Origin of the sequence: Ferrovibrio sp., assembly GCF_035304305.1 — a bacterium.
Lineage (GTDB): Bacteria > Pseudomonadota > Alphaproteobacteria > Ferrovibrionales > Ferrovibrionaceae > Ferrovibrio.
Map to the genome: position 1 here is coordinate 1 of NZ_DATGQG010000024.1, position 25667 is coordinate 25667.

Sequence of the window (25667 nt, forward strand, 5' to 3'; positions counted from 1 at the left end):
TTGGTGGAGCCGAGGGGAATCGAACCCCTGACCTCCTCATTGCGAACGAGGCGCTCTCCCATCTGAGCTACGGCCCCAAGCCGGCGCGCCGGCCTGATCGTCAGGGAGCTTCGCAAGGGCTCCGGCCGGGCGGGCAAGCAAGTAGCAAAGCGGCGGGGCTTTGTCCACTGCCGGCAGGGCCTCATCCGGCGCTTTCCGGGCCGGTCCGGCCGGGCTAAACCGCCCGCCCGGTTGCCTTTCCGGGCCGCAGCCAGTATCAAGGCCGGCGGGCTAGGCACGGTGCCTTTTGCGCCGCGGGGCCGCGATTTTCCGGAGGGCGGATGCAATCGCTGATCATCCTGATCGACACGGCCATCAGCATCTATATCTGGATCCTGATCGCGTCCGCGATCCTGAGCTGGCTGGTCGCCTTCAACATCATCAATACCCGCAACCGCTTCGTCTACGCGGTCGGGGACTTCCTCTACCGGATCACCGAGCCGGCCCTGCGGCCGATCCGCCGTATTCTGCCCAATCTGGGCGGCATCGACCTCTCGCCGGTGGTGCTGATCCTGCTGCTGGTCTTCATCCGCAACCTGCTCTGGGAATACGGCGTCTGAGCTTCTGGAAGGCAGTTCCCGGCGGCCTGCGGCTCAGCATCCGGCTCACGCCCAAGGCCGGACGCGACGCCATCCTCGGCGTGAAGCCGACGGCGGATGGCGGGGCCGAGCTCTGCATCGGCGTCACCGCCGTGCCCGAGAAGGGCAAGGCCAACGACGCCCTGCTGCGCCTGCTGGCCAGGCAATTGCGGCTGCCGGCGCGGGATCTGAGCCTGGTTTCGGGCGAGACCGACCGGCACAAGCAGGTGCTGGTCGCCGGCGAGCCGGCCGCCCTGGAAACCCTGATCGCCGCCCGGCTGCCCGCCGGGACGGCCAGCAAGACGTGAGGATGACGAGATGACAGCCACCCTGATCGACGGCAAGGCGATTGCGGCCGGCCTGCGGGCCGAGGTCGCCGCCCGGGTGAAATCCTTTCATGCGAAGGCCGGCCGGCTGCCGGGCCTGACCGTGGTGCTGGTGGGCGACGATCCGGCCTCCGAGGTCTATGTCCGCAACAAGGGCATCCAGACCCGCGAGGCGGGCATGATCTCCGACGAGATCCGCCTGCCGGGCAGCATAAGCCAGGCCGAGCTGCTCGCTGTGGTGCGGAAGCTGAACGAGGACGATGCGGTGGACGGCATCCTGGTGCAGATGCCGTTGCCGAAGCAGATCGACGCCAACGCGGTGATCGCCGCCATCGACCCGGCCAAGGATGTCGACGGCCTGCATCCGGTGAATGCCGGAAAACTGGCGCAGGGCATGAAGGCGCTGACGCCCTGCACGCCGCTCGGCTGCATGATCCTGCTGGAGAAAAGCGGCGTGAAGGTCGCGGGCAGCAACGCCCTGGTGATCGGCCGCTCGATCCTCGTCGGCCGCCCGGTCGCGGCGCTGCTGCTGGCCGCCAATGCCACGGTGACGATCGCGCATTCGCAGAGCCGTGATCTCGCCGCGCTCTGCAGGCAGGCCGATATCGTGGTCGCCGCGGTCGGCCGTCCGGAACTGGTGCGCGGCGAATGGATCAGGCCGGGTGCCTGCGTGCTCGATGTCGGCATCAACCGCATGCCCGGCGAGGGCGGCAAGTCGAAGCTGATCGGCGACGTGCATTTCGCGTCCGCCCGCGAGGTTGCCGGGCAGATCACGCCGGTTCCCGGCGGCGTCGGCCCGATGACCATCGCCTGCCTGCTGCAGAACACGCTGACGGCGGCCTGCTGGCGCAGCGGCATCGATCCGGAGACGGTTTAACCCGCGAGGTAATTGACCTCGCGGCATGCCGCCACGTCACGCTTTTCAAACGGATTTTCGCGCCTAATCTGGCGGCATGGCCAAACGACTGCCGCCCCTGCTGGCCCTCGAGGCCTTCGACTCGGCTGCCCGTCACATGAGCTTCAAGGCGGCTGCCGCCGAACTGCATCTGACACCCTCCGCGATCAGCCATCGCGTCCGCCAGCTCGAGCAGCATCTCGGCCTGCCGCTGTTCCGCCGCCTCAACCGCGAGATCCGTCTCACCGAAGCCGGGCAGGATTACGCCAACACGGTGCGCAAAGCCTTCGACCAGGTCGCGCAGGCATCGACGCGGCTGGTGCTGCCGCGCCGGACGGAAGAGCTGCGGCTCTCCGCCGTGCCGCATTTCGCCGCCTCATGGATCATCCCGCAACTGGAGAGCTTCCTCGACACGCAGCCCGGCCTGCGGCTCTTCGTGGAATCGTCGCCGCGCAACGCCGATTTCGCCCGCGACGTTGTGGATGCCGCGGTCCGCTACGGCAGCGGCCGCTGGCCCGGGCTGGCGGCGACGAAGCTCACCGATCTCAGCGTGGCGCCGGTTTGCGCCGCGAAGTTCCGTCCGGAGATGCGCCGGCCCGAGGATCTCGGGCGGCATACGCTGATCCATCTCACCAGCTTTCCCGATGCCTGGCCGCGCTGGCTGGCCGCGGCGAGGATCGGCATGCTGAAGCCGAAGCGCGAAATCTGGGTCGACAATATCACCCAGGCGCTGGATGCGGCCGAGCGGGGCCTGGGCGTCGCGCTCGGCGTGGCGCCGCTGATCGCGCCCAAGCTGCATGAGGGCCGCCTGATCATGCCCTTCCGGCCGCTGGTCCCGGTCGAGCACGGCTACTGGTTCGTCTGCCGCCGGGCCGATGCCGCGCGGCCGCGCATCGTCAGCCTGCGCGACTGGCTGCTCGGCCTGATGCGGCAGGCGCGCGACGGCATGAAGCCTTTCGAAGCGCCGCCGCGGCGGAAAGCCGGATGAGCCTGTTTCACCTGAACGCCCTCCCTTTGCGTTTGCGCGGGATGATCGCCCGCGGCAGTCTCGCGCCATGACCGATACGCTGTTTCATGCTTCCCCGCTGACTCTCACCGCCGGAGACGGCCAGGCGCTCGGCGCCACGCTGTTCGAGCCTGCCGGACCGTCCAACGGCCTCGCCGTGCAGATCGACGGCGCCACCGGCGTGCCGTCGCGCTACTACGCGGCATTCGCGGGCCATCTGGCCGCGCGCGGCTTCACGGTGCTGACCTACGATTTCCGCGGCATCGCGTCGTCGCCGCGTTCGCCCGGCGCGCCCGAGCCGCGCATGCTCGACTGGGGCATGAAGGACATGCCGACGGCGACCGACTGGCTGCGCAAGCACCGGCCCGGCCTGAAGCGGACCCATGTATGCCATTCCTTCGGCGGCCAGGTGCTCGGCCTGTCGCCCCATGCCGGCGAGATCGCCGCCGTGGTGACGGTCGGCTCGCAGCAGGGCTACTGGCGCAACTGGCCCTATCCGTACCGCCTGTATCTGCCGGTCTGGTGGTATGCGATCGTCCCGGCGCTGGCCGCGTTTACCGGCCGCCTGCCGGGAGCGGTGCTGGGCGGCGCCGAGGATCTGCCGCGCCGCGTGGCGATCGACTGGGCACGCTTCTGCCGCTCGCCGCATTATCTGATCGACGATGCCGGGCGGCCGCTGCGGCCCCATAACGACCGCATCCGCGCCAGGATGCGGATGATCAGCTTCAGCGACGACAACACCTTCGGTCCGCGCCGCGGCGTCGACGTGCTGGCGACCTATTACCCCAACGCCCGGATCGAGCGGCTGCATGTCGCGCCGGCCGACTGGGGTCTGAAGCAGATCGGCCATTTCGGCTTCTTCAAGCGCAGCATGCCAGCCGAGCGCTGGGACGCGCTGGCGGACTGGCTGCTGGATGCGGCAGGACAGGCGGAAGCGGAGCGCGCGGCGTGACACGCATCCAGCCGGATTTGTGACCGCCGACAAATTTCTGTCGATCGGGCGCTGTTCTCACCGGTTTGTTATGGCGCGCAGGGCGGCATGACCTTTATCTGGATGCGCTCTGCATCCGGGATGAGATCATGCTGCGCTGGATCAGTTCGCGGCGAGGGTTCAACGCCCGCTTTCGCCGCGCCATTGCCGAGGAAGAACAGGCCGGCCTGACATTCGCCTTCCGGGCGAGGATCGCCGCCGTCGCGGCGGTGATCGTCTGGCTGCTGCTTCTGATCGAGCCGCCGCGGCAGCTCTATTACGTATCCGTCGCCGCCGTCTTCCTGCTGTTCGGCTTCGTGCCCTATTTCATGCGGCGGCACAGATATGCCCTTGCCATCCGGCTGGCTTTCGCGCTGCTCGACGTCATCCTCGTCACCGCAGTGGTGGTGCTGCCGCCGCCCGGCGGTCTCGATGTCGGCTGGCCGGTCCAGACCCGTGTGCGCGGACCGGAATTTCTCTATCTCGTGCTGCTGATCGCCGGCGCGGCGCTGACCTACTCGCCCCTGCAGGTGCTGTGGACCGGGTTCTGCGTAACGGCGGTGTGGTCCGCGGCCGTGGTGGCCCTTTACATGCGCCCGGATACCGTGACCTTCGGCGACGCGCTGCCGGGCCAGCCCGGCATGCCGTTCGACCACGCGCTGCAGATCCTGCTGCATCCCCAGCATGTCAGCATCTTCTACCTGCTGAACCAGGTGGTGCTGACTCTGATCATCACGGCCGTGCTGGCGGCGGCGGTCTGGCGTTCGCGCGCCATGCTGCTGCGGCAGACGCGGGCGGAGATCGCGCGCGCGGATCTCTCGCGCTATGTCTCGCCCGACGTGGCGGATGCCATCATGCGGGCCGACCGGCCCTTCGGCGCGCCGAATACCCGTCAGGTCGGCATCCTGTTCGCCGACATCGTCGGCTTCACCGGCCTGTCGGAGCAGATGACGCCGGACCGCATCGTGCGGCTGCTGAAAAGCTTCCAGGAACGCTGCTGCGCCATCGTCTTCCGCCATGGCGGCTCGATCGACAAGTATATGGGCGACGGCTTCCTCGCCACCTTCGGTGCGATCACGGAACTGCCCGACGCCGCCGCCCGTGCCCTGCGCTGCGCCGCCGAGCTGCAGCGGGAAATGGACCGCTGGAACGCCAAGCGCGCGGAGCGCGGCGCCGCGCAGGTGACGCTTTCCGTCGGCGTGCATTGCGGCCCGGTGGTGGTCGGCAATGTCGGCAGCGAGTCGCGACTCGAATTCACCGTGGTCGGCGATACGGTCAACATCGCCAGCCGGCTGGAGACGGTCACCCGTCAGCTGCGCTGCCGCATCGCCACGTCGCGGCAATGCCTGCAGGCGGCGGCCGCGCACAGCAACGACCTTCCGGCATTCGATCCCATCGGTCCCGTCCAGCTCGATGGCCGGACGCAGAGCGTCGAGATCTGCATCTGGCCGCCGAGGGAGGCGGCACAGGCGGCGTCCTGATGCTTCCGCCCGTTTTCAGTCGTCCAGGGGCATCACGGTGGAGCCGTCCCAGCCGCCGCCCAGCGCCTCGTAGAGATCGATGATCGCGGTGAAGCGGCTCAGCAGCGCCTGCACCAGCGTGTCGTTGGCGGCAAAGACCGAGCGCTGCGCATCCAGCAGGTTGATGAAATCCACCGTGCCGGCGCGGAAGCGCGACTCCACGATACGGTAGGCTTCGCGGGCCTGCTCGAAGGCTTCCTGCGCATAGGCATATTGCTGCGCGGTGATGGCCGTGGCGCTCAGCGCATCCTCGGTGTCGCGGAAGGCGGTGAGGATGGCGCCGCGGTAGCTCTCGATCAGCTCCTCGTTGCGGGCGCGCGAAAGGTCTTCCTGGCCTTCCAGCCGGCCGCCCTCGAAGATCGGCGCAGTGAGCGAGGAAGCGATCGAATAGACCATCGTGGCCGGGTCGAGCAGCATGCCTGTCGTGCTGCTCTGTGTGCCGGCACGGGCAGTCAGCGCAAGGCTGGGGAAGCGGGCGGCCCGGGCGGCGCCGATATCGAAATTCGCCGCGATCAGGTTGGCTTCGGCGCGGCGCAGATCGGGACGGCGCAGCAGCAGGTCCGAGGGCAGGCCGGCCACCACCGGCGGCAGCCTGAGCGCATTCAGGCTGTCAGCCTCGACGCGGAAACCCTGCGGCGGACGGCCGAGCAGAACCGCCAGTGCATCCAGCGCCACGCGCTCCTGCTGCTGCAGGCCGGCCAGGGTGGCGCGCTGGGAAGCAACCGCCGAGCGCTGCTGCGCCACTTCGAAATCGGTCGAGGCGCCGGCGGCGCGCTGGCGTTCCAGCACCTCCAGCACATCCTCGGCGATGCGCAGGGTTTCGTTGGCCAGGCGGATGCGGTCGCGCAGGGCCAGCAGGGTGAAGTAGTTCGCCGCGATATCGGCCTGCAGGGTGATGGCGACGGCCTCGCGGTCGAAGCGGCTGCCCTCCAGGCGCGCCAGCGCCGCGTCGGCAGAGGCCGCGTTGGCGCCGAACAGGTCGACCTGGTAGCCCATGGTGAGATTGCCGGAATAGCTGCTGCGGATCACCTGATCCGAACGGCCGGACAGGCTGGTCGACGATGTGCCGCTGCCGGTGGTCAGCGAGCCGCGGCCCTGACGGGTGCGGCCGGCGCCCGCATCCAGGCCGAGCGTGGGATAGAGCGCGGCGCCGGCGATGCGCGCCTGCGCCTCGGCCTGGCGGATGCGGGCCAGCGCGGCGCGCAGGTCGGTGTTGCTGCTCTGGCCGGCCTCGATCAGGCGGTCGAGCTCCGACGAATTGAAGCCACGCCACCAGGCGGCATCGGGCCAGAGCGGCGCGGCATCCTGGCGGCTGTCCCAGGCCGCCGGGGTGTCCACGGCGGGACGGACGAAGTCGGGCACCATCGAGCAGGCGGTCAGCGCGGCGGCCATCGCGGCGGCCGCCAGGATGCGGGACATCATGATCGTGTCATTCCGATTGCAGCGCGACCACCGGGTCGAGATTGGCAGCCTTGCGGGCCGGCAGATAGCCGAAGAGAAGCCCGGTGGCAAAGGCACAGAAGAAGGCGAGCAGCACCGGCTCGGGGCTGTAGACGACCGGGCGACCGAAGGCGGCGAAGATCCATGTCGCGCCCAGCCCCAGGCCGACGCCGATCAGGCCGCCCAGGGTGCAGATCGCCAGCGCCTCGGCATTGAACTGGGTCAGGATGTTGAGCCGGCGCGCGCCGGTCGCCATGCGCACGCCGATCTCGCGGGTGCGCTCGGTGACGCTGACCAGCATGATGTTCATCACGCCGATGCCGCCGACCAGCAGCGAGATCGCCGCGATCGAGCCGAGCAGCAGGGTCAGCGTGTTCTGGGTTTCCGTCGCCGTCTCGATGATGGACGCCATGTTGCGGATCTGGAAATCCTCCGCTCGGTGGCGCGCGATCAGCAGCTGGCGCACCGCCTCCTGGGTCTCGTCGATCTTCGAGACATCCTCCACCTGAACGGTGACGCTGCGCACATAGCGCTGGCCGAACAGCCGTAGCGCGCCGGTGGTCAGCGGCGTGTAGATCACGTCATCCTGGTCGGCGCCCCAGGGTGTGGCGCCCTTCGGCGTCATCACGCCGATCACCTGGAAGGGAATGTTGTTGAGCAGCACGAACTGCCCGATCGGGTTGCCGCCCTCGAAGAGATTCTTCACCACCGTCTGGCCCAGAACCGCGACCGGGGCATAGGCCTTCACGTCCTCGGCGGTGAAGAAGACGCCTTCGGCCACCGGCCAGTTGCGTGCCTGCGGGAACGGCGCCGTGGTGGCGTTGACCTGCGTGACATAATCGCGCGCGCCGACGCGCACGGTGACATTGCCCGGATATTCCGGCACGGCGGCCGCCACGTTGGGCAGTCCGGCGATCGCCTCGGCATCGGCCGCCACCAGCGTCGCCGTGATGCCGTCGGCGCGGCGGATATTGGGCGCGCCGGGCCGTACCAGCAGCAGGTTGGTTCCCATGGCGCCGATGCGGTCCAGCACCGATTGCCGCGCGCCGTCGCCGATCGCCAGCATGGCGACGACCGAGGCGACGCCAATGATGATGCCGAGCAGCGTCAGCAGCGTGCGCAGCAGGTTGCTGCGCAGGGAGTTCAGGGCCATGCGGGCGGATTCGGCGGCGTCGAATGCCGTGAAGCCGGCCTTGCGGCTTCTCACCGGGCGCTTGGGTGCCGCCTGCGTCTCCGCCGCGCCGTTCGGCGTATCCGACAGGATGGTGCCGTCGCGGATCTCGATGATCCGGTGCGCCTGGCGGGCCACGTCTGGATCATGGGTGATCAGCAGGATGGTATGGCCCTGGGCGTTCAGCTCGTGCAGCAGGCGCATGACCTCCTCGCCGCTGCGGCTGTCCAGCGCGCCGGTCGGCTCGTCGGCGAGGATCACCGCGCCGCCGTTCATCAGCGCGCGGGCGATCGAGACGCGCTGCTGCTGGCCGCCGGACAGCTGGCTGGGCCGGTGGTCGAGGCGGTCGGCCAGCCCCAGCGTGGTCAGCAGGGCCTCGGCGCGTTTCCGCCGTTCGGCCCGGGGCAGCCCGGCATAGATCGCCGGCATCTCGACATTGCCGGTCGCGGATTCATGGGGCAGCAGGTTGTACTGCTGGAAGATGAAGCCGAAGACCTCGCGGCGCAGCAGCGCGCGGGCATCGGCATCGAGGCTGGAGACCTCGGTACCGTCCAGCCGGTAGCTGCCCGATGTCGGCCGGTCCAGCAGGCCGATCAGGTTCATCAGCGTCGACTTGCCCGAACCCGAGGCGCCCATGAGCGCGACGAATTCGCCGGCATGGATGTCGAGCGAGATGCCGTGCAGCACCTCCACGGCCAGCTCGCCGCGATGGAAGGTCTTGCGGATGTCCCGCAGCGAAATGATCGGCGGCTGTGCCCGGCTTTCGCCGGCCGCCACAGCTTCGGGCCGCGCTATCACATTCACGGTGCGCTCCTACAGCCGCGGCATGCGCGGCGCGGCGCCGGCGCTGGCGGCGCGGTTGCCCTGCGGCGGCAGGTCGAGCAGGACTTCCTCGCCTTCCTTCAGGCCGGAGGCGACGGCGGCAGTGACGCGATTGCTGGCCGCGACCTCGACCACCCGGCGGACCGGCTGGCCATTCTCCATCACGCGGAGGGCATAGCGGTTGCGACCCTCGGGGAGCGGGCGCAGCGCCGACATAGGCACGACGGGCAGGTTGTCGGCCCTGGCGATGATGAAGAAGACCTGCGCGCTCATCTGCGGCAGCAGGTCGCCGCTTTCATTGGCCACGTCGAACAGGGCGGGATAGAGCACCACGTTGTTGACCACTTCCGGCGTCGGCAGGATCTGCCGCAGCTGCCCCGACCATTTGCGGTCGGGCCGGCCCAGCGTGGTGAAATAGGCCTCCATGCCGAGCTTCAGCTTCGGCACGTCGGCTTCCGAAACCTGGGTGCGCACCGTCATGGTGGCCAGATTGGCGATGCGCAGGATGATCGGCGCCTGCTGGTTGGCATTCAGCGTCTGGCCCTGGCGCGCGGTGATGTCGACCACCGTGCCGGTCATCGGCGCATAGATCTTGGTGTAGCTCAGGTTCGCCTGGTCGGATTTCAGCGTCGCCTCGCCCTGCTGGATCTGCGCGTCCAGCACGGCGATCTGCGCCTGCAGCGAGCGGCGGGCGGCTTCCGCCGAGTCATAGGCATCCTGGCTGGTGGCGCGGTCGGCCAGCAGGCGGCGCTGCCGCTCGAACTGCTTCTCGGCCAGGCCGAGCTGGACCAGCTTGTCGCTGCGCTGCGCCCGCAGCGCCAGCAGGTTGGCCTGGTCGGCTGCCACCCGGGCCTCGTAGACGGTGGGGTCGATCTGGGCCAGCAGCTGGCCCTGTTCCACCTTCTCGCCGAAGTCGACGAAGATCTGCCGCAGCTGCCCCGACACCTGGGTGCCGACATCGACATAGTTGAGCGGCTGCAGGGTGCCGACCGCCGTCACCGTGTCCTCGACGCTGCCGAGCGACACGATCTGGGTGCGGAGGGCCGGCTGCGTATCGGCGCGGACCGACCACAGCCACCAGGCGCCGCCGGCCAGGGCCAGAACCGCCGCGACGGACAGGGAAATCAGAATCGGGGAACGTTTCATAGACTGCCTCTGACCATACTAAACGGCGCTGCCCGCCAAGTCCTGCGGCGGAAATCACGATATCCGCATGACTTAGCGGACGTGGCATGTGTGCCACAGACTGCGGAAAATATCGCTAATCGTTCTGAGAATTAGTTGCAATTGGCCCTCAACGCCGTATAGTCCGCGCTCGGAGCTTACTGGCTTCGCTCTGGCGATTGTCGCGGCAGCCCTGCCCCACCTCCCGACAGGCTTCGCCCGGGCCCCTGTCATCGCTGCTGCAACAGAGGTCAATTATGGACAACTCCGCTTCGACGCAACCGCTCGTCGGTCGCCTCTCTCTCCATCGCCCTGTCCTGAAACGTGTTTCCCCCGGTCTGCTGGCCTCGGCCGTGGCGCTGGGCGCCGGGACCCTGCCGGCGGCGGCCCAGCAGGCGGGAGAGCCTGCTGCGACGCTGCCCCCGATCTCGGTGGAAGGGCGCCAGCCGGTCGACCCGGCGACGGATTACAAGATCGACCAGTCGGCCTCGCCGAAATTCACCGCGCCGCTGCTCAACACGCCGAAATCCGTCACGATCATCCCGCAGGCCCTGATCCAGGAGCAGGGCGCCACCTCGCTGAAGGACGTGCTGCGCACCACGCCGGGCATCAGCCTCGGCTCGGGCGAGGGCGGCACCGCCATCGGCGACCGGCCCTTCATCCGTGGTTACGAGGCGCGTACCGACCTCATGATCGACGGCATGCGCGATCTCGGCACGACCTCGCATGAGCCCTTCAATCTCGAGCAGGTCGAGATCACCAAGGGGCCGGGTTCGGCCTATACCGGCCGCGGCTCCACCGGCGGCAGCATCAACATGGTCAGCAAAACGCCTAAGGCGGAAGACTTCACCGCCGCCAGCGTCACCCTCGGCACGGACATGACCAAGCGCCTTACCGCCGATGTCAACCATGTCCAGGGCAATGCAGCCCTGCGTCTGAACGTGCTCGGCCATGACGGCGAGGTTGCCGGCCGCGACGAGGTGGAAGTGCAGCGCTGGGGTTTCGCGCCCTCGCTGACGCTCGGTCTCGATCAGCCGACCCGCGTCACCTTCAGCTTCTACCACCTGCAGACCGAGGAAACGCCGGATCTGGGCGTTCCGTTCTCCCTGATCACCGGCAAGCCGGCCAAGGTGGATCGTGACAACTTCTATGGTCTGGTCAATCGCGACTTCCGCGAAACCCAGGTCGACATGGGCACGGTGACCATCGAGCATGATCTGACCGACAGCCTCACCCTGCGGAATGCGACCCGCTACAGTTGGAGCGAACAGGACTACATCCTGACACGCCCGAGCTTTGCCAACGTTGCCGCCGAACTGGTTGGCACCGTCACGCGCGGCAGCCGCAGCCGCAATTCGGACACCACGACGCTGATCAACCAGACGGATCTGACCGGCGAGTTCGATACCGGTTCGATTTCGCACCGCTTCGTCGCCGGGCTGGAGTTCAGCCGGGAGGATATCCGCAGCCGCGGCTATGCCTTCCCGAGCGGTGCGGCGGGCAACGACACGCCGGCCGATGCGAACAATCCCAATCCGCATGACCCCTCGATCCACGGCATACCGGGGCCGTCCGGCAGCTATACCGCCGTCCGGACCGACAACAAGGCGCTCTATGTCTTCGACACGGCGAAGCTGAGCGAGCAGTGGGAGGTCAATCTCGGCCTGCGCTTCGACAATTATGAAGCTTCGCAGACGGGGGGTGTCAGGAACACGACCGATGCCGTCACCTATCAGACCGGCCTCGTCTACAAGCCGCTGCCGAACGGCAGCATCTATGTCGCTCATGGCACCTCGGTGAATCCCGCGGGCGAGGGTGCGGGCCAGTCGGGCGGTAACAGCGATCATGTCGGTCTGGACAACCTGGATCCGGAAGAGGCCCGCAGCTACGAGCTCGGCACGAAGTGGGATCTGCTAAATCAGCGGCTTTCCGCCACGGCCGCCATCTTCCGGACCGAAAAAACCAATGTCCGTGCCACCGATCCCATTACCAACGATACCGCGCTGATCGGCGAAAGCCGTGTCGACGGTATCGAGTTCGGCCTTTCCGGCAAGATTACCCCTGCGTGGAAGGTTTTCGGCGGTTACACTTATTTGCGCAGCAAGCTGGTGGATGACGGTGCGGGCATGAACGATGGCAAGGAGTTCCCCAACATCGCGCCGCACAGCTTTAGCCTCTGGACGACCTACGACCTGACGCCGGACTGGACCATCGGCGGCGGCGCCTTCTACATGGGGCGGCGCTACGTGAATGCCGACAATACGCGCAAGCTCGATCCCTACTGGCGGCTGGACGCCATGGTGGCGTACCAGATCACCGAGAACGTCAACATGCAGCTCAATGTCCTCAACCTGACGGACGAGACGATCTATGACGCTTCGCATGTAGGCGCTTTCGCCAACGTGGCGCCCGGACGCTCAGCGCTTCTGACGACGAACTTCAAATTCTGAGGAAGTGCAGAGATATCTCGCCGGAGGCCAGCGCCCCGCCCGTGCAGAACGGGCGGGGCCATTTCCGTCCCGGCCGGCGCAAAGCATGGAGATGACGTCATGATGCTGCATATCCCCCAGGTCCTGACCAAGCAGCAGGTCGCGCAGTGCCGGCAGATCATGGACCGCGCCGAGTGGGTCGACGGCAACGTGACCTCCGGCCACCAGTCGGCGCTGGCGAAGAACAACCTGCAGCTGCCTGAGGACTCCGACGCGGCGCGCCGGCTCGGCGACCTGGTGCTCACGGCCCTGGAGCGCTCGCCGCTCTTCATCTCGGCGGCCCTGCCGCTGAAGGTCTTCCCGCCGCTGTTCAACCGCTACGGCGAAGGCCAGACCTTCGGCACCCATGTCGACAATGCGATCCGCGCCATGCGGGGCAGCGATTTCCGCATCCGCACCGACCTGTCCTGCACCCTGTTCCTCGCCGAGCCGGAGGAATATGACGGCGGCGAGCTGATCGTCGAGGATACCTACGGCGAGCACAGCGCCAAGCTGCCGGCCGGCGATCTCATCCTCTACCCCTCCACCAGCCTGCATCGCGTCACCCCGGTGACGCGTGGCGCGCGCGTTGCGTCCTTCTTCTGGCTGCAGAGCATGGTGCGCGACGACGGCGAACGCACGCTGCTCTTCCAGCTCGACACCACCATCCAGCAGCTTGCCGCGGAGCGCAGCCACAAGGATCCGCAGGTGGTGCAGCTGACCGGCATCTATCACAACCTGCTGCGGCGCTGGGCCGACAGCTGACGGGGGAGACATGGCAAAGAGGCGTACCGCACGCTACTGGCTGCAGCAGATCCATCTCTGGACCGGCCTGGTCCTGTGTCTGCCGCTGGTGCTGATGGGGATTACCGGCAGCATCCTGGTCTATGCCCATGACATCGAGCATCTGTTCGGCCAGGGCGAGCCGAGGGTCACCACGGTCGGCGAGTGGCGCTCGCCCGACGAGCTGGTTGCCGCCGCCGTTGCCGCCAGCAGCGAACCCGGCCGCGTGCCGATCGCGGTGCGCTGGCCGGCCGAGATTGGCGATCCGGCCGCCGTCCGCCTATCGCGCCCCGGCATGGCCAGTGAACGGCCCGCTGCCCGCACTGGCGGTTCCCAGCAGGGCGCCGGCACCGTCCCGGCCGTCAGCCCCTTCGCCGGCAGCCTGCAGATCCTGCTCGATCCGGTGTCGCTGCAGGTGCTGGAGACCCAGCAGGCGATGACCGGCTGGGTGCGGTTCTTCCACGACCTGCATGGCCGGTTGCTGATCCCGGGCGGCACCGGCCGCGAGATCGTCGGCTGGCTCGGCATCGCCATGCTGGTGCTGGGCTGTTCGGGCCTGGTGATCTGGTGGCCCCGGCAGGGCCAGTGGAAATCCGCCTTCACCATCCGCAGGGGCGCGAAGGGCCTGCGGCTGCACCGTGACCTGCATGGCGCCGTCGGCATCTGGACCCTGCTGATCTTCATGCTGGTGAACTTCACCGGCGTCTATCTTGCCTTCCCGCAGCAGACGGGTGCGGCGATCAACGCGATCTTCCCGGGCCGCGACATGCGCGCGGCCATGTTCCAGGCGCGCGTCGAGCCGGTGCCCGGTGCCACGCCGGTCGGCCTGCGCGAGGCCGTCGACCTGGCGCGGCAGAGCGTGCCGGATGCCCGCTTCCTCAACGCCTTCCTGCCGACCCGGCCGAACCAGGCGATCCGGATCGGCATGGTCCGCGGCGATCATGAGGATGGCGCGCCGGTGGTGACCGTGCTGATCGATCCCTGGCGCGGCCGCGTCATGGATGTATTCGACCCGAAGACGATGTCTGCCGGCGAGGCGATCATCGCCTGGCAGCGGGCGCTGCATTACGGCACCGGGCTCGGCGGACTCTACAAGTTCCTCGTCTTCGTTTCGGGCGTCATCATTCCGCTGTTTGCGGTGACCGGCGTCTTCATGTGGTGGATCAAGCGCCGCAACCGGCGCAATACCGAACTGGCCAAAGAGGCGGCGCTCCGGCAGGCCGCCGGCGCCGGGTAAACCGGAAAGCGGGCGGCCTGTCACAAACCGGCCGCCCGCATCGTCTGAGGGAGTATCTGAAGGAAAGGATAATCCCATGACGACAACCCATTCCCCTGCTGTGACCGATGCCATGGCCCGCGTGCTCGAGACCGAGAAGGCGCTCGGCGTCCGGCTGGACTACATGCGCGAGATGGCCGAGCGCGGTTCGCCGGTGCTGGAGAAAATCCAGGCGATCTCCGCCATGAACAGGCCGGAGGCGCAGAGCACGCTCAACCCGGAAATCCGCTGCTTCGCCACGCTCGGCGCCGTGCAGGCCGACGATTGCGGCGAATGCGTGCAGATCCATGTCAATATCGATCGGGCCGCGGGCATGGATCCGAAGCTGCTGCAGGCGGCGCTGGATGGCCGGCCCGATCTGCTGCCCGGCCCGCTGGCGACGGCGTGGCGCTTCGGCCAGGCGGTTGCGACGAATGCCCCGGAGATGGAAGATCTGCGCCAGGACATGGAACGGATCTGCGGCCGCGATGCGATGATCGAGCTGAGCTTCCATCTCGCCGTGTCCCGCTTCTATCCGACGGTGAAGCGGGCCATGGGCTATGCGCAGAGCTGCAGCCTGGTGCAGGTCAGGGCGGCATGACCGCGGCCATGGCGGCGGAAGGCGACAAGGCAGCGGTCTTCGAGCGGCATCGCCGCCGGCTGTTCAGCCTCGCCTACCGCATGCTCGGCCTTGTCGGCGATGCCGAGGATGCGGTGCAGGATGCCTATCTGCGCTGGCACCGGACGGATGTCGCGAGCATCCAGAATCCGGAGGCCTGGCTGGTGACCGCCTGCACCCGCATCTGCATCGACCGACTGCGCCAGGCCAGGATCGAGCGCCAGAACTACACCGGTCCCTGGCTGCCGGAGCCGCTGATCGAGCTGGAGGTGCAGCCCGAGGATCCGGCCGGAACCGCCGACGATCTGTCGATGGCGCTGCTCGTCGTGCTGGAGCGCCTGACGCCGGCCGAGCGCGCGGCCTGGCTGTTGCGCGAGGCTTTCGACTACGACTATCCGCAGATCGCCGCGGTGCTGCAGAAATCGGAAGCCGCCTGCCGCCAGCTGGTCAGCCGTGCCGCGAAGCATATCCGGGACGAGAAGCCGCGCTTCGCCGCCGATGACGCGGCCGTCCGCCGGCTCACCGAGACCTTCGCCGCCGCGACGAGGGCAGGCGATGCGGCGGCTTTCGCCGGGCTGCTCGCCGAGGATGCGATGCTGTGGTCCGATGGCGGCGGCAAGGCGGCGGCGGCGCTGAACGTGATCCACGGCGCCGATCGCATCGCGCGGTTCTTCGCCGGCGTGGCGCCGAAACAGCCGAAGACGCTGCGCCGGATCACGGCGCGCATCAATGGCCAGCCGGGCTGGCTGCTGCTCGACGGGCAGAAGCCCTATCTCGCGCTGGCGCTGGATATTGCCGACGGACTCGTGCGCAACGTCTTCATCATGCGCAATCCCGACAAGCTGGCGCGCCTGCCGGCGATGTAGGGCGCGACCTCCTTATTGTCATGGCCGGGCCTGTCCCGGCCATCCACGATTTTCTGCGCCGATTACGTGGATGCCCGGGACGAGCCCGGGCATGACGGTTTCGGAGGGTGGCCGGGAGCCTTAAACGCTGATGTCGATCCAGCGGCCGAGATGCGGCTCGAGCTTGCGGCGCTTCGGACGCGGGCCGGCCTTCTTCCTTGCCACGATCGGGATCGGCTCGATGCGCGTGATTCCGCGATGCCAGAAAAGCTCGTCGACGAACCGCTGGGCGGAATCGGCGAGACGGCGATAGGCAGGTACGGGTGCGACGCGGCGCAGGATCATGGCGGGCTCCAATCTGGGGACAGATTAGAGGGCCGGGTCCGGACAGGGTTGCGACCAAGCCGGGATTTGCTGTGACAACTCTTGGGCCGGAAACAAAAAAGCGGGCCAAAAAGCCCGCTTTTTCATGACTCCTGTGACCGAACTGTGTCAGAGGGCGAATTAACCCTTCTGCCGGTTCAGCAGCCGCAGCCGCAGCGCGTTCAGCTTGATGAAGCCGGCGGCATCCTTCTGGTCGTAGACGGAATCGGCCTCGAAGGTGACGTGGCTCAGCGAGTAGAGCGATTTCGGCGACTTGCGGCCGACCACGTTGACCGAGCCCTTATAGAGTTTCAGCCGCACGGTGCCTTCCACGTTCTCCTGGCTCTTGTCGATCAGGGCCTGCAGCATCTCGCGCTCGGGCGAGAACCAGAAGCCGTTGTAGATCAGCTCGGCATAGCGCGGCATCAGCTCGTCCTTGAGATGCGCCGCGCCGCGATCCAGCGTCGCCTGCTCGATGCCGCGATGGGCCATGTGCAGGATGGTGCCGCCCGGCGTCTCGTAGATGCCGCGGCTCTTCATGCCGACGAAGCGGTTCTCCAGCAGGTCGAGCCGGCCAATGCCATGCTTGCCGCCGAGCTCGTTGAGCCTGGTCAGCAGGGCGGCTGGCGACAGCGCCTGGCCGTTGATGGCGACCGCGTCGCCCTTCCTGAACTCGACCTCGATATATTCCGGCCTGTCCGGCGCCTTCTCGGGATCGACCGTGCGGGAATAGACGAAATCCGGCGCCTCCTCCCAGGGATCCTCCAGCACTTTGCCTTCGGCCGAGATGTGCAGCAGGTTGGCGTCCACCGAGAAGGGAGCCTCGCCGCGCTTGTCCTTGGCGATCGGGATCTGGTGCTTCTCGGCGAAGTCGATCAGCGCCGTGCGGGAGTTCAGCTCCCATTCGCGCCAGGGCGCGATCACCTTGATGTCGGGGTTGAGTGCGTAGTAGCCGAGCTCGAAGCGCACCTGGTCGTTGCCCTTGCCGGTGGCGCCGTGGCAGACCGCGTCGGCGCCGACCTCGCGGGCGATCTCGATCTGGCGCTTGGCGATCAGCGGCCGGGCGATCGAGGTGCCGAGCAGGTAGAGGCCCTCGTACATGGCATTGGCGCGGAACATCGGGAAGACGAAGTCGCGCACGAATTCCTCGCGCAGGTCCTCGATGTAGATCTGCTTCACGCCGAACATCTCGGCCTTGCGCCGCGCCGGCTCCAGCTCCTCACCCTGGCCGAGATCGGCGGTGAAGGTAACGACCTCGCAGCCATAGGTTTCCTGCAGCCATTTCAGGATGACGGAGGTGTCGAGGCCGCCGGAATAGGCCAGAACGACCTTCTTCACGCTGCCATGCTTGCTGCTGCCGCTCATCGGCGCACTCCTTGGAACTGGTGGAAAGAACCGGGAAAATCCGCGCGGAGTATAGGCAGGCGCGGGGCCAGTGCAAGCTGCCGGGGGCAGCCGGGCCGCCCCAATTGCGGCTCAATCGGGCCTGAATTCGGCCTCAGAAATCCGAGACGATGCCCTTGCGCTCCCAGTCCCCGTAGCGGGTGGGTTCGGGTCCCTTCGGGCCGTTCTCCTCGCCCGGCGCCTGGGTCAGCTTGACGGCCGGCCGGGCCGGCGCCATCGGCTTGCCGGTGACGGGATCGACGGGGCGCTGATCGACGGGCTGGGAATCGGCCGGTGCGGTTTCAGGAAGTTTGGCGTCTGTACTCACGGCGGCATTCATCTTGGCAAAGGACTGGTCGACTTCTTACATATAGCTCCGTGGGTGCCTTGCATAGGCAGGCGTAGAGGTTTGAGGCAATGAATTATTTCAAAACCGGTCTGTTGCTGGCGGCGATGACCGCCCTGTTCGGCGCCGTCGGATTCCTGATCGGTGGCGAGAGCGGCATGCTGATCGCGCTGGTTGTCGCGGCGGCGATGAACCTCTTCGCCTACTGGAACAGCGACCGAATGGTGCTGCGCATGTACAACGCGCGCGAGGTGGATGCGCGCACGGCGCCGGAATTCTACGGCCTGGTGGCCGATCTCGCCCGCAACGCGCAGCTGCCGATGCCACGTGTCTATGTCATCGACAACGACCAGCCCAATGCCTTCGCCACCGGCCGCAACCCGCAGAATGCCGCCGTGGCCGCCACGACCGGCCTGCTGCACAGCCTGACGCGCGAGGAAATTGAAGGCGTGATGGCGCATGAGCTAGCGCATGTGAAAAACCGCGACACGCTGATCATGACGATCACCGCGACGCTGGCCGGCGCCATCGGCATGCTGGCCAATTTCGCCCTGTTCTTCGGCGGCAGCCGCGACAACCGCGGCCTCGGCCTGATCGGCAGCCTGGCGATCATGATCCTGGCGCCGCTGGCCGCCGCGCTGGTGCAGATGGCGATCAGCCGCAGCCGCGAATATGCCGCCGACCGCATGGGCGCCGAGATCAGCGGCAACCCGCGCGGGCTCGCCTCGGCGCTGCAGCGCATTTCGGGCCAGGCGAAGCGCATCCCGAACGAGCAGGCGGAAGGCAATCCCGCCACGGCGCATATGTTCATCATCAACCCGCTGCACGGCCGCGGCGCCGACAACCTGTTCTCGACGCATCCGAGCACTGAGAACCGCGTCGCTGCCCTGCTGGAACTGGAAGCCGGCATGCGCGGCGGCCGAAACTATCCGTCCACCCGGTTCAACGAACCGGTCGCGGCGGTGAAATCCGGCACGGCCGGCACCGGCCCGGGCGTGGGCTCCGTGCCGCCCAGCGGCCGGCGCCGCCAGAACAGCCTTCCGGGCGGCCGCGGACCCTGGGGCCGGTAACTCAGGCTTCCTTCGGGAAGTCCGGCATATAGGTGCCGAAACTCCACAGATGGCCTTCGGGATCGCGGACCGAGAAGTCGCGGCTGCCGTAATCGGTGTCGCGGATCGACATCACGACCTCGGCTCCGGCCGCCTGCGCCCTCGCATAGACGGCATCGGCATCCTTCACCACGACATAGACGCCCTGGGTATTGCCACCGGCTTCGCCGGGCATGGTCATCGGCAGGCCGTTGTCGCGGCGCGTGCCGAGCATGATCATGCCGTTGCCGTAGCCGAGTTCGGCATGGGCGATGCCGCCATTGCCGTCGGGATGCGCCGCCACGGTGCGGAAGCCGAAGGCCTTTTCCAGCCAGGCGATGGCGGCCGGCGCGTCGCGATACTGCATGTAGGGATAGAGGGTCGGTCGTGTGCTCATGGATGCCTCCCGTTGTCGGCGCCTACTCTGGCGGGGCGATGCGGCGGCGTCTTGTAGGAATGTAACCTAGCCGACCGGCAGGCCGTTCTGGCCGGGCAGGCGTCGGCGCAGATATTCGCCGGGCGTCAGTCCGGCCAGCGCGCGGAAGTCGCGGCTGAAATGCGCCTGGTCGTAATAGCCGGCTGCAACGGCGAGTTCGGCGAGATCGGGCGCTGTCATGCCGTCGATCAGCCTGATCACTTCCTGGAAGCGCAGGATGCGCGCGACCGTCTTCGGTGCCAGCCCGACATGATCGCGGAACTGTGCCGCCAGATGTTTCCGGCTGCAGCCGATCTCGTCTGCCAGGGCGGCGATCGGCAGCCGGCCGCCGCTCTGCTGCAGCTGGCGCAGCGCCCAGGCGGTGGATGCGGCAGCAGAGGAAGGTTCCGCCAGCCGTGCGGCAATGACGGATTCCATGATGTCGAACCGCCGCGCCCAGTCCGGCGCTTCCTGCAGCCGGGCGATCAGATCCATGGCCTCGCGGCCGAGAATCTCGTCGAGCAGGAAGACCCGGTTGGCCAGCCGGTGCATCGGCAGGCGGAAGAAGCGGAAGGCGCCGGGCGGGGTGAACATCACCTGCAGGCCGCGCTGGCTGCCATCGCTCTCCGAGACGGCATAGGCCTCGCTCAGCCCGCCCGCGAATCCCTGTCCGCTGCCGATCCGCAGCACATGGCCCGCGGTGTCGATGATGGTGATCGGCGCGCCGAGATTGACGATCAGCACGGCCTGGATGCCCGGCAGTTCGTGCCGGCGGGTGAAGCGGGTGTCGCTTTCGTCATAGCCGACGAGGAAATCGACCAGCGGGCGCAGCTGCGGCTGCGGCGTGCAGAAGGCCATCTCCCAGCGCCCCTGGTCCGAGCTGGTGCGGATCGTGCGGATGCGGTCCGGCGGCGTCATGCCGGTACTATCGGCCCGCATGCCGTGCAGCGGCAATCCTAATCTTCCAGTGTAAAGCCCACCGGCACGACGAACACGGCCTGCCTCTGCTGCGGCTCCAGCGGCGGCGGCGGGAAGGGCGCGGCCCGGCGCGCCATGGCCAGCGCCGCATCGTCCAGCACGGCGACCGAGCTGCTGCCGTGAAGCCGCAGGTCGGTGAGCCGGCCCGTGCGGTCGATGGTGAGCGCGATCCGCACGACGCCTTCCTGGTGCCGCTGCCGCGCGGCGCGGGGATATTCCTGGTGCTGCGCCAGCAGATTGCGCAGGCGGGCCGCATAAACCTGCATGGGCGGGATCGCCGGCGCGGCGGGCTGCGGCGCCGGGATGGTGGCGGGCGCAGTAGCCGCTTGGGTTGCAGTCGTATCGACGGGCGGTGCCGGCAGGGCGGCGAGCATCTGCTCGATGGACGGCTGCGGCGGGGCCGGCGCGGGAGCGGCGGCGGGTTCCGGGCGATGCGGTTTTGCGGCGGGCCGCGGCGGCGGTGCCGCTATGGCGGCCGGCGCGTCCGGAACCGGTTCCGGTTCGGGTTCGGATTGCGCCGGCGGCAATGGCTCCGGCGGCGGCTCCGGTTCCGCCGCCGCGGGCGGGGGTGGTGCGGCGGCTGTCCGCTCGGCCGGTTCGGGGGCCTGCGGCACGGGCGCCGGCTCGAGCAGCACGTAGGCAATCTCGAAAACCGGCACCTCCGGCTCCGCGGGGTAGTCCAGGAGGACCGCGGCGCCGGCGACGCCGGCATGCAGCAGCGCGGCCAGCGCCAGCCCCCGGAGCGGTATCGACCGCTCCGGGGTTGCCGGCAGGATGGCTTCGACGGCTACCACCGGACCTCGATGCCGGCATAGACGGCGCGGCCGTCGCCGGGGTTGAACAACGCCGCGCCGGCCTGCGCCGCCGTCGTGGTGCTGACATTGGAGATGAAGGTCCGGTTCAGCAGGTTGCGGCCGTCGACGAACAGCTTCACCCCCGTGCCGAAATCGTAGCCCGCCTTGGCGCCCAGCAGGGCATAGGGTTCGGTCTTCATCGTGTTGGCATTGTCGACGAAATAGGCCCGCGGCACCCATTCCAGATTCGGTCCGGCATACCAGCCGTCGGGATGAGCATAGCGCAGTTCCGCGCGCAGGTAATGCGGCGGCGCGCCGGGAATGTCGTTGCCGCCCCAGACCGGATCGTCGTCGAACCGGAAATCGCTGTAGGTATAGGCAAAACGCAGCGTGGTCCTGTCCTCCCTGACGGCCAGGCCGCGCAGCGCCACCCATTCACCGCCCAGTTCGATGCCCTGGTGGATGGTGGAATCGACATTCTGGTTGGTCGGCATGCCGTTCACGGTCAGGAACTGCAGTTCATCCTTCAGCCATGAGCGATAGACCGCAACATCCCAGGCAAAGTCGGGACTGCGGCCCCGTGCCCCCAGCTCCAGTGTCTTCGATTTCTGCGATTCAAGCGAGGTAGTGGCGGCTGTCGTGCCGAGTTCGGAGAAGGGCGGCGGCTCGTCGGCCCAGTTGAGATTCACGAAAGCCTGGGCCTCGGGCGCGTAATCCCACCGCACGCCGAATTTGGGATTGAGGCTGTCATAGCCGCGTCTGAAGGACTGGTCGCCATTGCCGGGGAACCGGTCGTCCAGCTCGCGCGTCGCCGTGGTTCCCTGCAGGCCGGCGATCAGCGCCAGGTCGGGCAGGAGGTAGAAGGCATTCTCGCCATAGGCCTCCAGCGTCCGCGATTTCTGGTCGGCATGGGAGGTGAGGGCGCCGCGTCCGCCGCCGACATTCTGCCAGGTGCGGGCCTCGTTCACGCCGGCGAAGTAGTTGATGCCGAGCGTGAAGTCGTTGCGGTATCCGCCGGCATCAAAGCTGCCGCTCCAGCGCGCGAAGCCGCCGCCATTCACCTCCTCGTTGTCGATCAGCGTGGCGAAGCCGGGCGAGGACAGCGGATGGAACAGCGTCCGGTGCGCCGCGAAGAGGCCGAACGTGACCTCGCCGGTATCGGTGAGGATGGTCGTCCTGGCGGCGCCGCGCAGGCTGTCGATGTCGCGTTTGGTATTGCCGGTGAAGCTCTGCGGCGTCGTCGATCCAGGATCGCTGAGTGCCTGCGCCCGCGTCAGGCTGTTCGGGATCTTCTGGTTGATGTTGGCCGCCGACAGGAAGACCCGCGTCTCGGCGCCGTCGCCGGAACGGTAGCCGATATTGCCGTTCAGGCGGGCATAATCCTGGTCGGTATGGTCGCGATAGCCGTCGGAATGGCTGTAGCTCGGCGTGACGAAATAATCGTAGTTGCCGATCGCCCCGCCGGCGCCGAACTGCGTGCGCAGGCTGCCGAAGCTGCCCAGTTCCTGGCGGAACAGGTAGCCGGGCTGGCTGCGTCCGGTCGGGCTGACGAAATTCACCGCGCCGCCGAGCAGCGAGGCGCCGTACTGCAGCGCATTCGCTCCCTTGTAGATCTCGGTGTAATCGACGGCCAGCGGATCGATCTCCATCGTGTCGCCGGCGCCGTCGGCATCGGTGACCGGGATGCCGTCGCGCAGCAGCCGGGTGCCGCGCAGATGGAAGCTGCGCGACAGCCCGGAGCCGCGGATCGAGATCCGCGAATCCTCCTGGCCGTATTTCGGCTGGGCGAAGACGCCCGGCACGAAGTCGAGCACATCCTTCACCGTCTGGGCGCGGCCGTCGCGGATCTCTTCGGCCGGCACCAGGTCGACGCCGCCGGGCGTTTTCTCGATGCGGCGGCGCGCCTCATCGGCCGGTGGCGTGACGAGGCTTTCGCTGATCGGTGTCGCGGTGACGCTGATCGGCGCCGTCACCGTCTGGGCGGATGCAAGGGTGGAGAGCAGGCACAGGGAGAGCGTCCCCGCCTGCGGCAGGGTCATGCGGTGCATGGATCATCTCCGCCGTCTAGTGCTTGTGATGATGCCCGCCGGACGCGCCGGCCTTGTGCACGGGAATCTCCAGGCTGATCCTGCCGGCCTTCTCGAAGGTGAGCGTCATCGGCACATGCTCGCCTTCCTTCAGCGGCTGCTTCAGGCCGATCAGCATGATGTGATAGCCGCCGGGCTCCAGCTTCGTGGTCCCGCCGGCCGGCACCGGGATGTCGTCGACCGGACGCATGCGCATCGCGTCGCCGTCCTTCACATGGGTGTGCAGCTCGACGCTGTCGGCCACCGGCGATTCCGCCTTCAGCAGGCGGTCGGCATGGCCACCGGCATTCTGCAGGGTCATGAAGACGCCGCCGACCTTCGCCGGGGTCGCGCGGGCGAAAGGCTGCTCGACGCGGATGCTGCCGGCCGTCGCCGCAGGCTCGCCGGCCACCCGGATCAGCACGGCGGGACGTTCCAGCGCATGCGGGTTCTGTCCGGCCTGCGCCACCTGGTCCCAGCGGATTTCCTGGCTGCCGCAGACCTGCGTGACGGCCAGCGCCAGCTGCGCGCCCGGCCGGTCGGGCAGTTTCAGCATCAGGCCGAATTCATCGAAGAGGCCGTCTGGCAGGGCGCCGCCGCTCCAGCTGACGGTGGCGGGCACGCGGTCGCTCATGCGGCCATGGCCGGTATCGACCGCGCGGCCGAGTTTGCGCATCTCGACCTGCGCCTGCCAGCCCGGCTTGGCCTGCGCCCTGGCGCTGACGATTCCGTCGGGAATGGCAACATGCAGCGCGGTGGTCGGCTGGCCGCTGCAGCCATGGGGCACGCGCAGACTGGTGCGGAGATAGCTGCCCGGCGCGGCCTCGGCCGGATCGGCGGTGACATGGGCGAGGACAGGCAGGGACAGGGCAATACCGAGCGCCGCAGCGCCGGCGATGAGAAACTTCGACATGGGGAAACTCCCGTTATTCCTGGATCGAGAAAGGGTGAAGGATCAGGAACGGAAGACGGGCGGTGCGCGGGCCTGGTGCGGCTGACGGATCGATTGCGCCGGCGTGCTGTCGCTGGCGGCGCCGTAAAGCGCGGTGAGGCTGAGCGTGGGAACGGCGAGGCGAATGCCGACCGGCAGGATGGCCTGATCGAGCTGCGCGTGGTTCAGGCAGGCGGGGCAGTTCTCTGCCGCCCTGGACGGCTTCTCGGGATCGGCATCCGCCGGCAGGCCGTCCTTCAGCGCGATGGTCCTGAAGCCGAGAGCCGAGCAGAGCACGACCTGTTCGATGCCGTTCGCCGCCTGCGCTGCGCGGATGCCGTTCTGCGTGACCGGCAGCAGCACCTGGAACAGCAGCCCGAACAGGCCCAGCGCGACGGCGAGGCGGCGCAGGCTGTATGGCAGGGAGGCTCGCAGGATCGTGGCCATGACAGAAGGCTTACCCCCGGAAGCCGCCGCGGGCAATAGCGCATCTGCTGCCGGTTTGACGCAGGACAAACGCCCGCCTAGTCTCGCGGCAATGGTTCCGTCGGTGGTTTCCGGATCGTCCGGCGGAGGAAGGGGAACGCGGTGCGGCAGCCCGCCACTGTAGGCGGCGAGCCCCGCATTGCACGGGAGGTGCATCATGGTTCGTCCTGTTCTTGCCGCGGTCGCGGCGCTGGCGTTCTCCGGCCCGGCCCTTGCCCATCATGCGATGGATGGCGCGACGCCCTCCAGCCTGCTGGAAGGCGTGCTGTCCGGTATCGGTCATCCGGTGATCGGGCTCGACCACCTCGCCTTCATCATCGCCGCCGGCCTGCTCGCCGCGCCGCGCGCCCGGGCATGGCTGCTGCCGCTGGCCTTCGTCGTGGCGTCTTTCGCCGGGTCGCTGCTGCATCTCGCCAGGGTCGATCTGCTGGGCGGCGAAACCCTGATCGCCGGGTCGGTCGTCATCATGGGCCTGCTGCTGGTCTCGTTGCGCCGCATCGGCGACCACCCGTTCGCCGCGCTGCTCGGCCTCGCCGGACTGCTGCACGGCCATGCGCTGGCGGAAACGATCATCGGCGCCGAGCCGACGCCGCTGGTAGCCTATCTCGGCGGCCTGGCGGTGACCGAATACGCCATCGCTGCCGCCGCGGTGTTCGGCTGGCGCCTGCTGTCGCGGGCCTGGCAGGATACGATGCCGCGCCTCGACCGCATCGCCGGCGCGGCGGTCACGGCGGTGGGGGCGGTGACCCTGGTGCTGAACCTGGCCGGCTGACGGCGGCGGTACCCGATCCCAAATTTGTAACATGCCGATGCGTTGCGCCGTGCGGCATGCCCTTGACTAAGCCCGGGCCGGTTGCTATTTCGCTTGCAACCGGCCCGTCTTCTTAGGTCCGGTGCCGCATCGGCGCCCTTCCGC

Annotated in this window: 25 protein-coding genes and 1 tRNA gene; 13 read left to right on the forward strand and 13 right to left on the reverse strand. The window is 67.9% G+C overall.

Annotation, left to right across the window (positions count from 1 at the left end; genetic code table 11):
* Position 1 precedes the first annotated feature (1 nt).
* Positions 2-77: transfer RNA gene (locus VKZ87_RS02790), tRNA-Ala, on the reverse strand.
* Positions 78-320: 243 nt separating this feature from the next.
* Here VKZ87_RS02790 and VKZ87_RS02795 point away from each other — a divergent pair.
* The 6 genes from VKZ87_RS02795 (at position 321) to VKZ87_RS02820 (ending at position 5295) form a co-directional block, all read left to right on the forward strand.
* A complete protein-coding gene (locus VKZ87_RS02795) occupies positions 321-599 on the forward strand; it encodes a YggT family protein (RefSeq protein WP_324219724.1) in 279 nt (92 codons plus the stop codon).
* A 26-nt stretch (positions 600-625) separates the two neighbouring features.
* Positions 626-925: a DUF167 family protein gene (locus VKZ87_RS02800; protein WP_324219767.1), complete on the forward strand. Its 300-nt coding sequence runs from the start codon at positions 626-628 to the stop codon at positions 923-925.
* Between the two features lie 10 nt (positions 926-935).
* Entirely contained in the window at positions 936-1820 is an 885-nt protein-coding gene (gene folD / locus VKZ87_RS02805) for a bifunctional methylenetetrahydrofolate dehydrogenase/methenyltetrahydrofolate cyclohydrolase FolD (RefSeq protein WP_324219725.1), read from the forward strand.
* Positions 1821-1896: 76 nt separating this feature from the next.
* On the forward strand, positions 1897-2826 hold the full coding sequence (gcvA, locus tag VKZ87_RS02810; protein ID WP_324219726.1) for a transcriptional regulator GcvA: 930 nt from the start codon (positions 1897-1899) through the stop codon (positions 2824-2826).
* 67 nt (positions 2827-2893) lie between these two features.
* Positions 2894-3796 carry a serine aminopeptidase domain-containing protein gene (locus VKZ87_RS02815; protein WP_324219727.1) on the forward strand — a complete coding sequence of 301 codons (903 nt, stop codon included), beginning with the start codon at positions 2894-2896 and terminating at the stop codon, positions 3794-3796.
* A gap of 128 nt (positions 3797-3924) precedes the next feature.
* Entirely contained in the window at positions 3925-5295 is a 1371-nt protein-coding gene (locus VKZ87_RS02820; protein WP_324219728.1) for an adenylate/guanylate cyclase domain-containing protein, read from the forward strand.
* A 15-nt stretch (positions 5296-5310) separates the two neighbouring features.
* Here VKZ87_RS02820 and VKZ87_RS02825 read toward each other — a convergent pair whose 3' ends face one another.
* From VKZ87_RS02825 to VKZ87_RS02835, 3 genes are read right to left on the reverse strand one after another with little or no spacing between them, the layout of a single operon-like run.
* Positions 5311-6756, reverse strand: a complete 1446-nt coding sequence (locus tag VKZ87_RS02825) for an efflux transporter outer membrane subunit (RefSeq protein ID WP_324219729.1) — start codon at positions 6754-6756, stop codon at positions 5311-5313.
* 7 nt (positions 6757-6763) lie between these two features.
* Positions 6764-8743 (reverse strand): MacB family efflux pump subunit, encoded by a 1980-nt coding sequence (locus tag VKZ87_RS02830; protein WP_324219768.1) that lies wholly within the window; start codon positions 8741-8743, stop codon positions 6764-6766.
* Between the two features lie 15 nt (positions 8744-8758).
* Positions 8759-9913 carry an efflux RND transporter periplasmic adaptor subunit gene (locus tag VKZ87_RS02835; RefSeq protein ID WP_324219730.1) on the reverse strand — a complete coding sequence of 385 codons (1155 nt, stop codon included), beginning with the start codon at positions 9911-9913 and terminating at the stop codon, positions 8759-8761.
* A 275-nt stretch (positions 9914-10188) separates the two neighbouring features.
* Between VKZ87_RS02835 and VKZ87_RS02840 the strand changes: the two genes are divergently transcribed.
* From VKZ87_RS02840 to sigJ, 5 genes are all read left to right on the forward strand, one after another.
* Positions 10189-12381: a TonB-dependent siderophore receptor gene (locus tag VKZ87_RS02840; protein WP_324219731.1), complete on the forward strand. Its 2193-nt coding sequence runs from the start codon at positions 10189-10191 to the stop codon at positions 12379-12381.
* Positions 12382-12480: 99 nt separating this feature from the next.
* Entirely contained in the window at positions 12481-13164 is a 684-nt protein-coding gene (locus VKZ87_RS02845; protein ID WP_324219732.1) for a Fe2+-dependent dioxygenase, read from the forward strand.
* 10 nt (positions 13165-13174) lie between these two features.
* Entirely contained in the window at positions 13175-14419 is a 1245-nt protein-coding gene (locus tag VKZ87_RS02850; protein ID WP_324219733.1) for a PepSY-associated TM helix domain-containing protein, read from the forward strand.
* A 76-nt stretch (positions 14420-14495) separates the two neighbouring features.
* Positions 14496-15038, forward strand: a complete 543-nt coding sequence (locus VKZ87_RS02855; RefSeq protein WP_324219734.1) for a hypothetical protein — start codon at positions 14496-14498, stop codon at positions 15036-15038.
* A complete protein-coding gene (gene sigJ / locus VKZ87_RS02860; protein WP_324219735.1) occupies positions 15035-15922 on the forward strand; it encodes an RNA polymerase sigma factor SigJ in 888 nt (295 codons plus the stop codon). The genes VKZ87_RS02855 and sigJ overlap by 4 nt, the downstream gene beginning before the upstream one ends.
* Positions 15923-16042: 120 nt before the next feature.
* Here sigJ and VKZ87_RS02865 read toward each other — a convergent pair whose 3' ends face one another.
* The 3 genes from VKZ87_RS02865 to VKZ87_RS02875 form a co-directional block, all read right to left on the reverse strand.
* Complete coding sequence (locus tag VKZ87_RS02865; protein WP_324219736.1) at positions 16043-16246, reverse strand: hypothetical protein; 204 nt, start codon at positions 16244-16246, stop codon at positions 16043-16045.
* A gap of 159 nt (positions 16247-16405) precedes the next feature.
* Positions 16406-17629 (reverse strand): argininosuccinate synthase, encoded by a 1224-nt coding sequence (locus VKZ87_RS02870; protein ID WP_324219737.1) that lies wholly within the window; start codon positions 17627-17629, stop codon positions 16406-16408.
* Between the two features lie 133 nt (positions 17630-17762).
* Positions 17763-17975 (reverse strand): succinate dehydrogenase assembly factor 4, encoded by a 213-nt coding sequence (locus VKZ87_RS02875; protein ID WP_324219738.1) that lies wholly within the window; start codon positions 17973-17975, stop codon positions 17763-17765.
* An 89-nt stretch (positions 17976-18064) separates the two neighbouring features.
* On the opposite strand from VKZ87_RS02875, the gene htpX reads away from it, so the two are divergent.
* A complete protein-coding gene (gene htpX, locus VKZ87_RS02880) occupies positions 18065-19063 on the forward strand; it encodes a zinc metalloprotease HtpX (RefSeq protein WP_324219739.1) in 999 nt (332 codons plus the stop codon).
* Between the two features lies 1 nt (position 19064).
* Here htpX and VKZ87_RS02885 read toward each other — a convergent pair whose 3' ends face one another.
* The 6 genes from VKZ87_RS02885 to VKZ87_RS02910 form a co-directional block, all read right to left on the reverse strand.
* Positions 19065-19478 (reverse strand): VOC family protein, encoded by a 414-nt coding sequence (locus VKZ87_RS02885; protein ID WP_324219740.1) that lies wholly within the window; start codon positions 19476-19478, stop codon positions 19065-19067.
* 66 nt (positions 19479-19544) lie between these two features.
* Complete coding sequence (locus VKZ87_RS02890; protein WP_324219741.1) at positions 19545-20435, reverse strand: helix-turn-helix domain-containing protein; 891 nt, start codon at positions 20433-20435, stop codon at positions 19545-19547.
* Positions 20436-20452: 17 nt separating this feature from the next.
* Positions 20453-21268 (reverse strand): TonB family protein, encoded by an 816-nt coding sequence (locus tag VKZ87_RS02895; RefSeq protein WP_324219742.1) that lies wholly within the window; start codon positions 21266-21268, stop codon positions 20453-20455.
* Positions 21262-23316, reverse strand: a complete 2055-nt coding sequence (locus VKZ87_RS02900) for a TonB-dependent receptor (RefSeq protein ID WP_324219743.1) — start codon at positions 23314-23316, stop codon at positions 21262-21264. The genes VKZ87_RS02895 and VKZ87_RS02900 overlap by 7 nt, the downstream gene beginning before the upstream one ends.
* A gap of 16 nt (positions 23317-23332) precedes the next feature.
* The gene (locus VKZ87_RS02905) at positions 23333-24247 is read right to left on the reverse strand and encodes a copper chaperone PCu(A)C (RefSeq protein ID WP_324219744.1); all 915 of its coding nucleotides are present in this window, start codon (positions 24245-24247) and stop codon (positions 23333-23335) included.
* 42 nt (positions 24248-24289) lie between these two features.
* Entirely contained in the window at positions 24290-24712 is a 423-nt protein-coding gene (locus tag VKZ87_RS02910; RefSeq protein ID WP_324219745.1) for a DUF2946 family protein, read from the reverse strand.
* A 196-nt stretch (positions 24713-24908) separates the two neighbouring features.
* Between VKZ87_RS02910 and VKZ87_RS02915 the strand changes: the two genes are divergently transcribed.
* Positions 24909-25523, forward strand: a complete 615-nt coding sequence (locus tag VKZ87_RS02915) for a HupE/UreJ family protein (RefSeq protein WP_324219746.1) — start codon at positions 24909-24911, stop codon at positions 25521-25523.
* Positions 25524-25667 lie beyond the last annotated feature (144 nt).